Annotated in this window: 9 protein-coding genes; 4 read left to right on the top strand and 5 right to left on the bottom strand. The window is 61.3% G+C overall.

From position 1 onward, the window contains the following. Positions 1 to 151 precede the first annotated feature (151 nt). Positions 152 to 469 carry a 2Fe-2S iron-sulfur cluster-binding protein gene (locus U0025_RS05725; RefSeq protein WP_004211908.1) on the top strand — a complete coding sequence of 106 codons (318 nt, stop codon included), beginning with the start codon at positions 152 to 154 and terminating at the stop codon, positions 467 to 469. A gap of 94 nt (positions 470 to 563) precedes the next feature. Here the strand turns inward: U0025_RS05725 and U0025_RS05730 are convergent, their stop codons facing one another. From U0025_RS05730 to U0025_RS05750, 5 genes are all read right to left on the bottom strand, one after another. Beyond that, positions 564 to 1,016 (bottom strand): MarR family winged helix-turn-helix transcriptional regulator, encoded by a 453-nt coding sequence (locus U0025_RS05730; RefSeq protein WP_157225220.1) that lies wholly within the window; start codon positions 1,014 to 1,016, stop codon positions 564 to 566. A gap of 48 nt (positions 1,017 to 1,064) precedes the next feature. Beyond that, positions 1,065 to 1,385, bottom strand: coding sequence for a hypothetical protein (locus tag U0025_RS05735; protein ID WP_004211911.1), 321 nt, complete (start codon positions 1,383 to 1,385; stop codon positions 1,065 to 1,067). A 141-nt stretch (positions 1,386 to 1,526) separates the two neighbouring features. After that, positions 1,527 to 3,065, bottom strand: a complete 1,539-nt coding sequence (locus U0025_RS05740; RefSeq protein ID WP_004211912.1) for a GH39 family glycosyl hydrolase — start codon at positions 3,063 to 3,065, stop codon at positions 1,527 to 1,529. 51 nt (positions 3,066 to 3,116) lie between these two features. Beyond that, a complete protein-coding gene (locus tag U0025_RS05745; RefSeq protein WP_004211913.1) occupies positions 3,117 to 5,789 on the bottom strand; it encodes a glycoside hydrolase family 2 in 2,673 nt (890 codons plus the stop codon). 74 nt (positions 5,790 to 5,863) lie between these two features. Further along, complete coding sequence (locus U0025_RS05750) at positions 5,864 to 8,296, bottom strand: TonB-dependent receptor (protein WP_004211915.1); 2,433 nt, start codon at positions 8,294 to 8,296, stop codon at positions 5,864 to 5,866. A gap of 292 nt (positions 8,297 to 8,588) precedes the next feature. Between U0025_RS05750 and U0025_RS05755 the strand changes: the two genes are divergently transcribed. The 3 genes from U0025_RS05755 to U0025_RS05765 all read left to right on the top strand — a co-directional run bounded on the left by U0025_RS05755 (position 8,589) and on the right by U0025_RS05765 (position 14,318). After that, positions 8,589 to 11,957: a glycosyl hydrolase gene (locus U0025_RS05755; protein WP_004211917.1), complete on the top strand. Its 3,369-nt coding sequence runs from the start codon at positions 8,589 to 8,591 to the stop codon at positions 11,955 to 11,957. Positions 11,958 to 12,199: 242 nt separating this feature from the next. Continuing rightward, positions 12,200 to 13,042, top strand: a complete 843-nt coding sequence (locus U0025_RS05760) for an alpha/beta hydrolase (RefSeq protein WP_157225221.1) — start codon at positions 12,200 to 12,202, stop codon at positions 13,040 to 13,042. A 79-nt stretch (positions 13,043 to 13,121) separates the two neighbouring features. After that, positions 13,122 to 14,318 carry an IS256 family transposase gene (locus U0025_RS05765; protein ID WP_004207098.1) on the top strand — a complete coding sequence of 399 codons (1,197 nt, stop codon included), beginning with the start codon at positions 13,122 to 13,124 and terminating at the stop codon, positions 14,316 to 14,318. Positions 14,319 to 14,545: the final 227 nt, after the last annotated feature.

The following is a 14,545-nucleotide window of genomic DNA, read 5'->3' on the forward strand; positions in this document are numbered from 1 at the left end:
AAAAGATGAGGGAGCCTCGTAAGAGGGGTGTTGAAGCAATGCCAGCCTGAAATGAGGCTCCGCAGCAGGGCCCTGCTCGGTGACATCGGGAATGCAGGCGGATGGAGCCAGGCGTGAAATGCGAAACAAACTTGTGAAAGGAAGAGGGGAAATGCCTGAGATTCTGGTTACGGATCGTAGCGGCGTGCAGCAGGCCGTCGGGGCAGAGGTGGACCGCAGCGTCATGGAAATCGTGCGCGATGCCGGGTTCGACGATATGGTGGCCCTGTGCGGCGGTTGCTGTGCCTGTGCGACATGTCATGTCTATGTCGACCCGGAATTTGTCGATCGCATGCCTCCGATCAGTGAGGATGAAAGCGATCTGCTCGATACGTCGCAGCATCGGACGGAGCACTCGCGCCTGGCCTGTCAGGTACAGTTCACCGCTGCGCTCGAAGGCTTGCGGATCACCATCGCACCTGAGGATTGAGCTTTTCGTAAAGGCGGCAGGCGGACTAACGAGAGGAGATCCGCCTGTCGACCGGATTCCACGACGCCTGGACTGCAGGACATGGGGGCGATCATCACTGTGGTGGTTCGCGCCTTATGTCCTGCAGCATCTTTATGCACAGGCGTATCTCTTGCGGGCTGTAACGAGCCCATCTTTCCTGGATCATCCCTGCCATCGCAAGGCGCAGATGCGTGCAGATTTCCTGCCCCTGCGCCGACAGGGTCAGTTCCGTGCGGCGCTGGTCGCGCGGCGCCTTGCGCATCACCAGCAGGCCGGCCTTTTCCAGGCGAACCAGTTCTGCCGTCACCAGGCTGCGCCCGATCTGGAGGGTGGCGGCAATATCGAGCGGGTGCAACGTGCCACTCGATATCATGAGCAGGATCCAGCTGCCGCGCGGGCCCAGATCATGGCGCTCGTTAATGTCGTGGGTCAGCGCTCGCAGGGGGCGAGAGGCGAAGGCGAGGCCTTCATAGATCAGCCCGATTTCTTCCCACGCGAGCGCCATCTTTTCGGGAGGTGACGTCATCGTCCCATCATCACGGGGCGATGATCCGATGGCAACCCCGGCCGCCTCTCATTTGGGAGTGGGCAATTTGGCCAGGTCCAGCTGGATCGCCGCCAATGCCTTGTCCGTCACCATGTCGGGCGCATATTGCTGTACGGCCTTGAGGGTCATGCCGCGCGCCATGTCGATCTGGGCATTGGCCGAGAAGCCGGGAAGATGCTTGTCGACAACGGCCTTGGCCGCCGCATCGTCGAGCAGCGTGCCGATGTCGGTGGTATCGACATTGTAGGCAGAAGCGGGCGAGGAGGAAGTTGCGGGCTGGGCATGGGCCGGAGACAGCGGCGCTGTTCCTGCAAGGGCCATGCTCATGGCGATGACGATCGATTTCATGCTGTGTTCCTTTCAATGAGGGCTGTGCCTCGTTCCTCTCGATCAAAGGCTATGACCGCCCAGCAAGGCTTGCAAGAAAATAATTCAACTTTTGAATTATATGTCGCGGCGATTTCTACGCGCCCAAATTTAGATCGGTGCTCAGCCCTGCAATTCGAGCAGGGCGACCCCTTCCGGAGGCAGGGAGAGGGTCAGCCTGCCCTGCCGATCAAGGCGCATTTTTTGCGCTGGTGCGATATCGGCCCGCTCCCGCAGCGTGTCGATTTGCTGGCGGCTGGGATATTGTGGCGAGCCCATTTCGCGCCAGGTTGGCATCGGCGATCCGCGCTCCTGGTCGACATAGCGGACCGATACGCTTTGTCCCGGACGGGCGCCGGCGATATCCACAAGAAGCGATTTTGCCTCGCCGCGGACGCTGCGGCTGTGGCTGAGGCCTGGAATGCCCGAGGGCTGCGTCACATCCGCAAGGTTCCAGACCAGTGCCGCGATCATGCCGTCTTCGCGCCGGGAAGCCAGCACGGGGCCGTCCGCTTCGAGGCGTTCAGGACCCAGGGCGTTGAGGAGCTTATAGGTGTTGAAGGATGGCTTGGCTATTCCGGCGCTGATCATTCCCCAGCCGCTGTCACCCTCCTTAAGGATATAGTCGGCAATGCCCAGTTCCTCATATTCGCAGCTCATCACCCAAGGGGACATGGCTTGGCAATAGGGAAGGCTTTCCTTGATGACATGGGTTATCATGGCCGGGCTGTCGGAGGACCATTCGGTGATCCAGAGCGGCTTGCCCGCAAAGGGACTGGCATCGATCTGCCCACGCGCCTGGCGGATCGCGCGCGGAATGACGTCATTCTGCGAAGAGCGCGCCGTGCCCTTGCCGAACAGCTTGTCCTGGGAGTCGCCAGCATAGACATGGGTGGTGAAGAAATCGACCGGGGTGTTGGAGGTCGCGCAATAGCTGGCAAAGTCGGCAATCCATTCGACCGAGGCCGTCGATGGGCCACCGACCTGGATCTGGCTGTCGATCGACTTGATCGCGAGCGCCGTCACCCGGTAGAATTCGAAATATTGTTCCTTGGTGCCGGTCCAGAAGACGCTGAGATTGGGTTCGTTCCAGACCTCGAAGGGCCATTGGCGCACTTCGGCAAGGCCATAGCGCGCGACCAGATGGGTGACGAAGGCCTTGATGAAGTCGGCCCATGCGTCATTCGCCTTGGGTGGCGTGATGATGCCGCCATAGAAGAAGAAGCTGGTCGTTCCTGCAGCCAGGCCCTTTGGCATGAAGGAGAGTTCTACAAAGGGCTTCACATTGTTGGCGAGAAGCCCGTCATAGACCTGATCCACGCGCTGAAAATTCGGCGTTACCTTGCCGCGACTGAGGATGGTCGGCGTCATGACCGCCATCTCATCGGCAAAGATGCCATGGAAACGTACGCGCTGCGTACCCGCCTCGTTGGTCCAGCGTCGCAGGTCATTACGCCAAGTTTCGCGCAGCGTGATCGCGGCGCGATCGGAGCCCACGCACTCTTTCCAGATATGGGGGAGGGGGCCGGTCTTGTGACGGATGTCAATGCGCACGGGAACGAGATTATCCTGTGCCATTACCGCAGGCGCAACGGCGGCGCCAAGGGCTGCAATGGATCCGCCGCCAAGGATCGCTCTGCGGCTCAGCCCATCTTCGTTCATGTCTCTCTCCTGATATCATTCGTCATGAAGGCAAGCGCAGTGCCGCCGATGTCAACGCGGCGTGACCGCAATCGCCGCTACCACGGCGCGACCCTGGTTGCCGGCAAAGTCGAGCTGCAGCATGCCGTCCTTCACGACCGCGTCGAAGGATTTTGCAAGGCCGCGCATGGGGCCGCCGGCCTCATGCGCCACATCGAAGGGCGAGAGCGCCTCTCTGCCATTTGCCCTGACCGTCATGAGCACCGGCTCGCTTAGCGACTTGCGCGGCTCGAAACTGTAGATCGTGACCGTCCAGCGGCCATTGGGGACAGGAATTCTGTAGCTGAAATTCTCGCCCTCGCGCCAATAGTCATAGAGGCCGGGAATATCGGTCGCGACTGAGCGCGGCGCCATCATGCGCTGTCCGGCAAAGCCGCCCATATTTAGCACTGCCGCGATCCCGCCCGTCACGAAGTCATCGGACCCATATCTGTGTCCGGCAATGGTCGCGCTGCCCATATCGCCTGCGTTGACGTAGATGCCTTTGGCCGGATCAGGGCCGTCCAGCGTCATTGCGTCAGTGAGCGGCATGCCCTTGAGGCTGGCGCTCGCCGTGATCTGGTTGGGGCCAGGCTGCAGGCCGATGCCAGGCCAGAGACATATCCCCCCCGGGCACGGCACTGAACCCTGAGCGCGGCCGTTGAGGATGAGATCGGCGCTTGCCGCATTGGTATAGGCCTTGATCGTCACGACCCGGTAGGCCCGTTCCACATAGCGCTTGCCGGTGAGATGGAGCATGGGCTTGGAGGACCATTGCGCCTGATAATAATAGTAGGCGTCCTTGCGCGTGCGGCGATCGGCCGTAACCAGCCCCTTGTTGTTGAGGTCGATGGAATCGCCCTCGCGGCGCAGGTCGCTCGCAAAATCGAAAAGGTTCCACACCCAGCTGGCAAAGACGAAGGGACGTTCCTGGATCGCTGGCCAGTTCTGCTCATGATACCAGGCCTGATATTCTTCGGGATGGGGCGTTCCGGTGAAGTTGAGGAACGCGTCGGCGATATTGTCGGAATGCTGGGAGACTGCGCCGCCTGCTCCATATTCGGAAAGCGATAGCGGCAGGGCCGGATGCTTGGCGTGGAAATGATCAAGCTGTGCACCCAGCTGCGCGCGTGCCTTGAGAGGCTGGGGATAATACCAGCCATAATAGCGATTATAGCCAATGAGATCGGTCGTGCCGGCGAGCTTTTCTCCCGCCGTCTTGACGAGGGTGAGATCCTCGCAGCAATCGGCGAAGATGGTCGGGCGATAGGGATCTTCCTGCTTGGCGATGGCATTCATCCGCTCGAGCAGAGCCAGAGGCCGCATCATGGCCTTGCCCACGGCAAAGCCCTTGGCTGAATCCACCTCATTGCCCACCGACCACATCATGATCGAGGGGTGGTTGTAATTCTGGCGGATGAGCTCGCGCAGCTGCTGTTCGGCATTTGCCCAGGTCTCGGGGCTGCCTTCACCGCCCGTGATGCTCGGCGAGGTGACATAGGGCAACTCGGCCCATGTCACCATGCCGGCCCGGTCGGCCTCGTCGCTCCATTCATCGGCCTGCTGATAATGGGCCTGGCGAATGCTGTTCGCGCCCATCTCCCTTGCTATGGCCATGTCCTGTGCATGATCCTTCGGTGTCAGCGCCCAGCCGACATCGGGGCGATCCTGATGGCGCGAGACGCCATGCAGGGCTAGATGGGCGCCGTTGAGAAAGAAGCCCTTGTCGGCATCGACGCGGAAGCTGCGGACGCCGAGCGGTTGGGATACGCTGTCAAGGATCTGCCTGCCATCATGCAGATCCGAGCGGATCCGATAGAGATAGGGGTCTGCTGTGCCGTTCCACAGATGCGGGGAGGGCAAGTCGATCGCGATCTGCTGCTCGCTCTGTCCGTGTGGCAGGTCGATCCGGCGATCAGCCTCTGCCACCACTTGCCCTGACGCGTCGATGATGCGGGTTTTCCATTGCAGGGCGCGATGGGGACGATCCTGATTGCGCAGGCGGGCAAGGATCGCGATCCGGGCGGAAGCGGAGCCGACCGACATGGTGCGCGCATAGAGGCCTGGTCCGCCATAGTCGAGTGGATCGAAACTGGTGGCCGGCAGGGACAGCAGGGATACGGCGCGGTAGATGCCGCCATGGACGAAGAAATCGCCGGCCAGTGGCAGGATTTGTGCCGTGGCACTGCCATCTACCGGCTTGGAATTGTCGGCCCGAACGGCGATGACATTGTCTTCACCGGGCTTCCAGTGATCACTGACATCGATCCGGAAGCGGGCGAACGCGCCCTTATGGGTCCCGACATGGACACCGTTGACCCAGACGTCGGCAATCTTGCTGACAGCGCCGAAGTCGAGATAGAAGCGACGGCGTGCTTCTGCGCGCGGCGCGTGCAGTTTCAGCCTGTACCAGCCGATGCCCTGCCGATTGTCCGTCCGGGGCGAGCGCGTGTCGCCATAGCTCCCCAACCGGTTCCAGCTATGCGGGAGTTGCACCTTCTCCCATTGGCTGTCTGCAAAGTCCGATGCGGCAGGGGCGTCGTCTGTTTCGCCGAAAGAAAAGCGCCATCCGCTATCGAGCGCGTGCGTTTCTCGGCCACCGCTCTCCTGGTGCGCGGCCTGTCCAGCACCTGCGACTTTCGCGGTGGCCGGCGGCGATACTGCCCCTGCCAGACCGGCAAGAAGAAGGGTGGACGCGATGATCATGTAATGGCCTCTTGTAAAATGCCTGCATGCACCGCCTCTTCAGTCAGCCCATGCAGGCATTATTGTCCGGAATTCTAGCGGGTACCGAAGGCGAAGCGGAAATTGACGCCGAACTCCCTGGGGGGTGTCAGGCTGCCGCCGGTGTAGGTGCTGGTTGCCGATGCCCCGGTGGGGCCGGTGAAGACCGGTGCGCCGTTGCTGAAGCCGCCGAACCCCAATTGCTGATAGGAGGTGAAATAGGGATTGGTCCGCGAAATCACCTTCGTCGTGTCGAAGAGATTCTTGGCGAAGAAGGAGAGTTCCCAGTTTCCGTCCGTACCACGGACGCCGGCGTAGAGATTGAGAAGGCCATAGTCGGACACATTGTCGAATGGATTGGTGGGGTCGCCCTGCGACTTGCCATTGTAGGAGAAGATGCCGCGCACATAGCTGTCGGTCGCGCGCGATATCGGGATGCGATACTCGCCCTGGAGCGATGCGCTGAACGGCGGCAGGAAGGCCGACCGCTGATTGCTGCGGCAGGTCGCCAGATTGTCGGCGCCGACGGCCGCCTGCAGGTCGGCAAGACTGGGGGTGCCCGTTGTTACATCGGGAATGCCGTCGCCATTTATGTCATTGCAGGCGACCACGCCATTCTTGATCTTGCCGAGCGAATAGCTGCCATTGACGCCGATATTGAGGCGGCTGCCAACGGCAAGGTTGAAATCGGCCTCCACGCCGTTGACCTCAACCGGCACGGGCGAGACGAAATTGAACTGACCGACCTGTTGACTGACCCCCGTGACCGTTCCTGATGCATTGGTGACCGCAACGGTGTTGACGTAGAAGATCCCGGTTGGCGAGCGGTAAGGAAAATTCTTGAATTTTTGGTGATAGGCCGTGACGTTGAACTGCGCCCGCCCGCCCAGCAATGTGCTCTTGAAGCCAAGCTCGTAGGATTTGGAGCTTTCCGGCGGTACGTTGACGAAGGATTTTTCGAGCGCGGATGGCGCCAGGTTGAAATCGCCGATAGCGGTCAGGCCCGGGCGCCAGGAACTGCCGGTGCTGGCATAGACCATGAAGTCGGGCGAGAAGTTGTGCTTTACCGAAGCATTATAGATGAGCTTGCCTTCGTCGCGATCCTGCGCATCGATGACCCGGCCGCCAACGCTGAAATTGCCGACAAAGCTGTAGTCGATCCGCCGCAGGCCGCCCGAGATTTCCGTGTCCTTCCCGATATGGGCGGTAAGGTTGCCGAAGAAGGACTGTTCATGCTCGTTGGTCGGCCGGGCGATCGGCGTATTGACGATCTGGGCGACCCCGCCGCCAAAGAGCAGGGGCAGGCGGACGACCGTGGGTGTCGTAAGATTGGTTCGAGACGCATTCTTATAGTCGAAGAAGCCGATCACATAGTCGAGAAAATCGAAGACCCGTTCTTCATTCTGCAAACGGACTTCATGCGAGGTGGCCTTGGCCCGGGTGTTGGTCACCTGGTCGACGATCTGGCCAGGGAAAAATATCGCGTCGTCGAAATTGTCCGCAGAGTAGAGCTTCTGGGTATAATGCTGCCCCTGATAGATCAGCTTCTGCCCCATTTGGGCGGCTTCCGCACGCCAATTATAGATTTCGAAACGTTGATGGATCGGACGCGGCCGTTCCTGGAGGGAGAGCCGATCCTCGGCCGTGATCAGGACAGGGCTGGGGGCCGCATCGGGGTTGGCTTCGCTGAAGGAAATGGCCTGATCGTAGCTTTGCGCGTTGCGCTTGAGATATTGATAGGTGCCCTCGAAGCTGAGCCAGTCGAGCGGCTTGGCAATTGCGCTCAGACGGCCGCTGGTAGTTGTCGAACGCGGATCGGGATTGTTTGCGGCGCGAACCCGGTCTCCCTCATTCTCGTCCCATACCCCGGCCGCGCGCAAAGCCAATATGCCTTCGATCACGGGAATATTGACGGCCCCTTTCGCGTTCATCGTCCCGATATCGTTCGCAGTGAGATCGACATAGGCGCCATAGCCGTAAAGGTCGGGCTTCTTCGCGCTCACGGTGATCGAACCCGATGGCGAAGCACGCCCACGCAAGGTGCCCTGTGGGCCACGCTGCACCTCGATCTGGCCGATATCATACATCTGCTGGATGATGGCGCCTGCGGTGATGGGCGCGTCATTAAAATAAAATTCTACGGTCGGATTATTGCCGCTCGCGTTGACGTCGAAATTGATGCCGCGCAGCTTTGCATTGGCGCCGATGCCATTGGCGTTGGAGGACAGTTCGAGACCCGGGACGAGCGCTTGGACGTCGTTGAAGCTGCGCAGGTTGAGCTTGTCGATCTGCGCGCTGGTGACCGCGTCGATCACGGCAGGGACGTCCTGGACATCCTCCTCCCGTCGCCGGGCCTGCACGATGATGTCGGTGATCGCCGAAGCGCCGGGGGCCGCCTGCTCCGCTGGCGCTGTCTGCGCGAGCAGGGGCGTTGCCATCAGCACGGCGCCCAAACTGACACCCCAATGAACGGCATGAAATGCTTTCATGGAAAAATCCCCTCCTTTTGTCGACGGACTATCCCTGTCCGTTCCTGGTCGCCGCATATCCCGACTCAAGCTGCCGGGCCGATCTTGAACTATGCGACATACAATCGCATAAGTGGGAGATGGCAGGCTTGTCAAGCAATGTCCCGGTGCATGCGCCGGAGCGGCAACCAAGCGCAGGAACCGCTGTTCGCAGGCGCTTGCATCTCGTAATATCGGCCCGTCAAACCATACTTGACCGGAGCAGATGCATCCATCTATGCGATAGATTGTCGCATAAAATGCGGAGAGGGACATGTGGTTATTTGCGCCTGAAAAGAGCCGATTGCGGCACCGGTCGGTCGGGTTGGGCGCTCTTGCGATGGTGCTGGTCGGGCTCGGCACGACTGCCATGAAGGCGGAGCCTTCGGCGCTCGACACGCTGCGTGAAGGATTTGAAACGCCGCCGCCCGAGGCAAGGCCGCGCCTCTGGTGGCACTGGATGGGCGGGAATATCTCCGCCGAGGGCGCGCGGCTTGACCTGGAATGGATGCAGCGTATCGGTATTGGCGGCGTGCATGCCTTTTCAGGCGGCAAGCTGCCAACGCCGGCCGTGGTGAAGCCTGCCATCCCCTTCATGTCGGATCAGTGGCAGGCAATTTTCAACCAGTCGCTTCGTCAGGCGCATGATGCCGGCTTCGAGTTTGGCATTGCCGGCTCGCCGGGCTGGAGCGAGACGGGCGGTCCCTGGGTCGTCCCCGCCGATGGCATGAAGAAATATGTCTGGAGCGAAACCCGTGTCGTGGGCGGCAGGCCCTTTCGTGGCCGGCTCGCACTGCCACCGCAGGTGACCGGGCCCTTCCAGGAGATCGAGGAGGGCAGGAGCGCAAGCCAGGCCTATGGCGATACGGCTGTCATCGCCTTTCCAACGCCGCGTGACGAACAGGACGCCATCCCCGCGCGCATCGAGCATGTCGGTATGTCCGGGCGGTCCCCGCTCACTCTGCCCGTTCCAGCTGACCGGCCGCTCAAGCTCGGCTTCGAAGGGGCGGGAGGCGTCCAGATCGAAATCTCCTATCGTCGGCCCGTTCGGCTCGGCGCCTTCACGATCGGCCTGCGCGAGGATGCGCAGGCCCTGCTTGAGGCACAGGCGGGGGATGGTCGCTGGATAGCCGTCGCGCAAGCGAGCATAGAAGCCGCGGGTGATCAGCTTATCCACCCTGCGCCGCAGGAAACAACGGCTTTCACGCCGGTGGCCGCGACCCGGTTCCGGCTGAAATTGACACCCCAGACATTGGAGGTCCGCTCGGCGCTTGGCGAGATTCTGCCCAAAAAGCCTGTTGGCAGCTTCACGATCACGCGCCTTGCCTTTCTCACCGGTGGCCGTGTCAACGGGTTCGAGGCCAAGGCCGGTTTCCAGTCGACCATCAGCGAAGAGGCGTCCCGGCCGGCGCCGATCGCCCGGGGGGACGCCGTCTCGCTGGGCAAGGTGGTCTGGCTCACCGATCGTCTGCGGGCCGATGGCTCGCTCGACTGGACGCCGCCGGCTGGCCGCTGGACCATAGTCCGTATGGGATGGTCGCTCACCGGCGCGGTCAATGCGCCGGCAGAGCCCGGTGCGACTGGCCTTGAAGTCGATAAGCTCGATCGGGCGGCGGTGACGCGCTATCTCGATCATTATCTGGGCCTTTATGAGCATGCGAGCGGTGGGCGCCTGGGGCCGGCGGGCATAGGTTCGATGCTGACCGACAGCTGGGAAGCAGGGGTGCAGAACTGGACCCCTGCCATGCTGGCAGAGTTTCGTACTCGGCAAGGCTATGACCCCGTGCCCTACCTGCCCGTGCTGACCGGCCGAGTGGTGGGTAATGTTGCGCTTTCGGAGGCATTTCTTTTCGATTTTCGCAAGAACCTCAAGGAAATGGTGGCCGAAAATCATCATGCTGTCCTTGCCCGGTCACTCCACGCCCGGGGCATGACCTATTATTCCGAAGCGCAGGGCGATTTCCCCAGAGCCATTGTCGATGGCATGGCGCTCAAGGCCCGCTCGGACATTCCGACCGCAGAATATTGGTATCGCCCTTTCTCCACCGGACCGGGACAGCCGACATTGCGGGCGGATCTGAAGGAAAGCGCATCGGTCGCCCATGTCTATGGTAAGAAGCTGGCTGCAGCCGAGGCGTTGACCGTCGCGGCGATCCAGGATCCCTGGTCCTTTTCCCCTGCAATGCTTCGGCCGGTGGCAGACCGGATTTTTGCGAGCGGTATCAATCGGCTGCTATTGCATGAATCGCATCATCAGCCGCTTGTCGACGCAAAGCCGGGTTTGTCCCTCTTCATCTTCGGCCAATATTTCAACCGCAACGAAAGCTGGGCGGAGCTGGCGGGCCCCTGGATCACCTATCTCGGCCGGACCTCCCACATGCTCCAGCAGGGGCAGCCGATAGCCGACATCGCCTATTTCTATGGCGAGGAGCGCAGCCTTTCGGAGCAATATGTCGATCGGCTCGAAACCGACATTCCGGCAGGCCATGATTATGATTATGTCGGTCCCGAGGCGTTGCTCACATTGTTATCCGTGCGCGACGGGAAGATCGTGACCCCGAGCGGGATGCGCTATCGTTTTCTGTATGTCCCCGATAGGATACGGCGCTTCACCCTGCCTGCCCTGCAGAAGATCGAGGCGCTCGTGCGCTCGGGCGGGATCGTCGTGGCGCAGCGACCGCTGGGCGGCCTCGGGGTGATGAGTCCCGACGCCGAGATCGAAAGGATCGCTGCACGACTTTGGGGGAGAAAGGCGCGCGGCAGCGCCAGCGATGGGCAAGGGGCAGCACAGGTCTACGCCACTATCGCCCAGGCGATCGATGCAGCGCGCCTCACGCCCGATATCGCCTTTGCCACGCCAGAGGATGCCCAATCCATCCTCTGGCAGCATCGCCGGAACGGACAGACCGATATCTATTTCCTGAGCAATCAGCAGAAAGTGGCGCGCGACATGTCGCTTCGCTTCCGCGTCACGGGCCGTGCGCCTGAATTGTGGAAGGCCGACAGTGGCAGCATGACACCGCTGAGCTATCGCCAGCAGCCCGATGGCGTGGATGTCTCGGTTAGGCTGGCCCCGGAGGAATCCGCCTTTGTCGTGTTTCCCAGCGCTACGCGATTGACGGACTGGACGGCACCCAGGTCTATAGAGACAGCGCTGATGCAAGTAGAGGGCCCCTGGATGCTCGCGTTCGAGCCCGGCCGCGGCGCGCCGCCAACCGCGCGGTTCGACAGGCTTATATCCTGGCCGCAGACGACAGATCCCGGCATTCGCTATTTTTCCGGCAATGTGCGCTATATCAAGGAGGTCGATCTTGCTGCGGGCATGTTGCGGACTGGCCGTCGCATCGAACTGGATCTGGGCACGGTCCATGAGATTGCCAGCGTCAAGGTTAACGGCATGGCCTTCCCGCCGCAATGGCATTCGCCCTATCGACTGGATGTCACCCATGCGCTCAGGCCAGGCCGCAACCGGCTGGAAATTAGCGTCGTCAATCTCTGGCCCAACCGCCTGATCGGTGACAAGCAGCCTGGGGTCAGGCCCGTCGCCTTTGCGCCTTCATCGCCCTATCGCGCAAATTCGCCTCTGCTGCCTTCCGGACTGCTCGGACCGGTCAGGCTCGTGGGGGTGGAGCAGGAGAATTGACCGGTCTGCCACGCTGACGCTGTCGCCGTGCCGCTGGAGTGCCTCAGGTGGTATTTCGATTTCATTCGCTAATCGATGGGATGACGCTTTGGCCGGGCGCAGATGATGGGGCAATCCGGCCGGAAGGCAGGTCATGCCCGATAGATCGGCGGCAACAACAGGTCCGCCATCACCATCATTGCTTCGCACTTTTGGCTCGACAACAATTCACGAGCGACGCTTTCAGGAGGCTTTTTGTGAGGATGTTGAAGGCGCTGACACTGCATTTATTTTTACTCTCCGTAAATGCCGCCCATGCGCTGCCTTCCCGTTCGGGTACGGCAGCTACTCCAGTGCCCGCGGTTCAGCTGGGAATCGAGACTTACCGCCTCTGGGACGGTCGGGCATCGGAGGCTTCCAGCGACAGTGAGGAGGAAGTGCCAACACTTACGCTGTTCAAGCCCCATATCGGCACGGCCGTAGGTAGTGCAGTGATCATCGCGCCGGGCGGGGCCTACGTTTCTCTTGCAACGAAGTTGGAGGGGCGCCCCGTTGCCGACTGGTTCGCCTCGCGCGGGGTCACCGCCTTTGTGCTCTCATACAGGGTCGGCGCCAAGGCGCACTTGCCCACGCCGCTCCTCGATGGAGCAAGAGCCGTGCGATATGTTCGCGCTAACGCGCAGCGTTTCGGGATCAATCCCGAACGGATAGGGATGGTCGGATTTTCTGCTGGCGGACATTTGGCGGCTACAACGGCCGTGGAGGCCAATGCTGGCGACTTAGCATCCGCCGATCCAGTCGAACGCAACAGTAGCAAGCCCAACTTCGTAGTCCTTGCCTATCCTTGGCTGGAAGGCATGGCGATCGGCGCAGACGGGCAATCGTCCTACTGTAAATTCGTGCGGACATCGTGCGTGCCGAAGGATTATGCTCGATATCGCCCGATAGAGCAGGTCGGTGCAGGCTTCCCGCCGACATTCATCTATCATACGACTACGGACAATCTGGTCCCAGCTGATGGAATCATTCGCTTTTACCAAAAGCTGGTGGCAGCAAAGGTGCCGGTCGAAATGCACATTTTGGTCGTGTCCCACGGGGTGGTGTAGGAAGGTTTCTCTGAGAGGGTGGCCACCGTCGATCTTCTGGTAGGGTTCGGATGCGAACTCGAACCTGGAGAAGAAGACGATGACCGACGACAGAATGGCCCTTGTTGAGCTGATTGAGCAAGGGGCAGACAGCGATTTGGTGCGCGATATGCTGGCATTTGCCGCCGAGCGCATGATGGATCTGGAGATTGAGGCCAGAACGGGTGCGGCTGCGGGCAGTCGCAGCCCGGCGCGGCTCAACCACCGCAACGGCTATCGCGAACGGGGCTGGGACACTCGGGCCGGCCGGATCGAGCTGGCGATCCCCAAGCTCAGGAAGGGCAGTTACTTCCCGAGCTTCCTTGAGCCACGCCGCACGGCTGAGAAGGCGTTGGCGGCGGTGATCCAGGAAGCCTACGTCCACGGTGTCTCGACTCGCTCGGTCGACGATCTGGTCAAGGCGATGGGCGCCAGCGGCGTCTCGAAGAGCCAGGTGAGCCGTCTGGTGGCCGAGATCGACGAACGGGTGAACGCCTTCCTGCAGCGGCCGATCGAGGGCGAGTGGCCCTACCTGTGGATCGACGCCACCTACCTCAAGGTCCGCGAGGGCGGGCGGATCGTCTCGACGGCGGCGATAATCGCCGTCGGCGTCAACACCGATGGTCGGCGCGAGGTTCTGGGCGTTGCCACCGGCCCTTCAGAAGCGGAACCCTTCTGGAAAGCCTTCCTGCGCTCGCTCGCCGACCGGGGACTTCGCGGGGTAAAGCTGGTCATCGCGGACGACCACAAGGGGTTGCGCGCCGCCGCCAGCAAGGTGTTCGCCGCGAGCCAGCAACGCTGCCGGGTCCACTGGATGCGCAATGCGCTGGCACATGCCGCGCCCAAGCAGCGACCGGCAGTCATCGCCATGATCAAGACGATCTTTGCGCAGGAAACGGCTGAAGCGGCTCACCAGCAATGGGAACAGGTCGCCGATGCCCTGCGCGAGAAGTTCCCGAAGCTGGCCGACATGATGGCCGGATCGCGCGAGGACGTGCTTGCCTACATGACCTTCCCGAAGGAGCACTGGGCGCAGATCGCGTCGACCAACCCGCTGGAAAGGGTGAACAAGGAGATCAAGCGAAGGGCCGATGTCATCGGCATCTTTCCGAATGACGCCGCCGTCGTCCGCCTCGTCGGAGCACTCATGCTGGAACAGAATGATGAGTGGGCGGTGTCACGCCGTTACATGACGCTGGAAACCCTCGGCTCGGTAAGCCATAACCCCATTGTCAGCCTGCCAGCTCTGGCTGCCTGACCCGAACCTGATCCTACTGCGGATCGACGGTTCCTACACCACCCCGTGGGACACGACCCACATTTTCGCAAATGGTCAGCATGGAACCGGGTTCGGCGGCGCAGACCCCGCGCTCTCCCATTGGCCCGAACTGCTTCAGGAATGGCTGCGCGCCCAAGGTCTACTGAACAGGCTGCCGCGCCCGTGATGAGACTATCTTCTGGCCTCAGCGCGCTACCCCTTGCCTT

The sequence above is a fragment of the Sphingobium yanoikuyae genome, from assembly GCF_034424525.1.
Classification (GTDB): domain Bacteria; phylum Pseudomonadota; class Alphaproteobacteria; order Sphingomonadales; family Sphingomonadaceae; genus Sphingobium; species Sphingobium yanoikuyae.